Origin of the sequence: Paenibacillus xylanilyticus, from assembly GCF_013359935.1 — a bacterium.
GTDB classification, from domain to species: domain Bacteria; phylum Bacillota; class Bacilli; order Paenibacillales; family Paenibacillaceae; genus Paenibacillus; species Paenibacillus xylanilyticus.
Genome location: NZ_JABMCB010000078.1, coordinates 1 through 727 on the forward strand (window position 1 = coordinate 1; position 727 = coordinate 727).

Annotated in this window: 1 protein-coding gene; it reads left to right on the forward strand. The window is 54.9% G+C overall.

The window, feature by feature from the left end:
* Nucleotides 1–32: 32 nt before the first annotated feature.
* On the forward strand, nucleotides 33–727 hold a 695-nt coding region (locus tag HP552_RS00635; RefSeq protein WP_446686448.1), incomplete at its 3' end, for a terminase gpA endonuclease subunit.

Below are 727 nucleotides of genomic sequence, written 5' to 3' on the forward strand. Positions count from 1 at the left end.
GGCCAAAGTCCATCCGTGGCTCCACGCCAAAAGTGAGAGGCACCTGTCAGATTGAGCGTGCAGCCAGTGAATCCCCGCATTTTATGCGTTTTCATGTTGCCTGCCCGCATTGCGGGGAGGAGCAGTATCTTAAATTTGGCGACAAAGAGACGCCGTTTGGCCTCAAATGGACGCCGGATGACCCCTCCAGCGTGTTTTATCTCTGCGAGCATAATGCCTGCGTCATCCGCCAGCAGGAGCTGGACTTTACTGATGCCCGTTATATCTGCGAAAAGACCGGGATCTGGACCCGTGATGGCATTCTCTGGTTTTCGTCATCCGGTGAAGAGATTGAGCCACCTGACAGTGTGACCTTTCACATCTGGACAGCGTACAGCCCGTTCACCACCTGGGTGCAGATTGTCAAAGACTGGATGAAAACGAAAGGGGATACGGGAAAACGTAAAACCTTCGTAAACACCACGCTCGGTGAGACGTGGGAGGCGAAAATTGGCGAACGTCCGGATGCTGAAGTGATGGCAGAGCGGAAAGAGCATTATTCAGCGCCCGTTCCTGACCGTGTGGCTTACCTGACCGCCGGTATCGACTCCCAGCTGGACCGCTACGAAATGCGCGTATGGGGATGGGGGCCGGGTGAGGAAAGCTGGCTGATTGACCGGCAGATTATTATGGGCCGCCACGACGATGAACAGACGCTGCTGCGTGTGGATGAGGCCATCAATAAAAC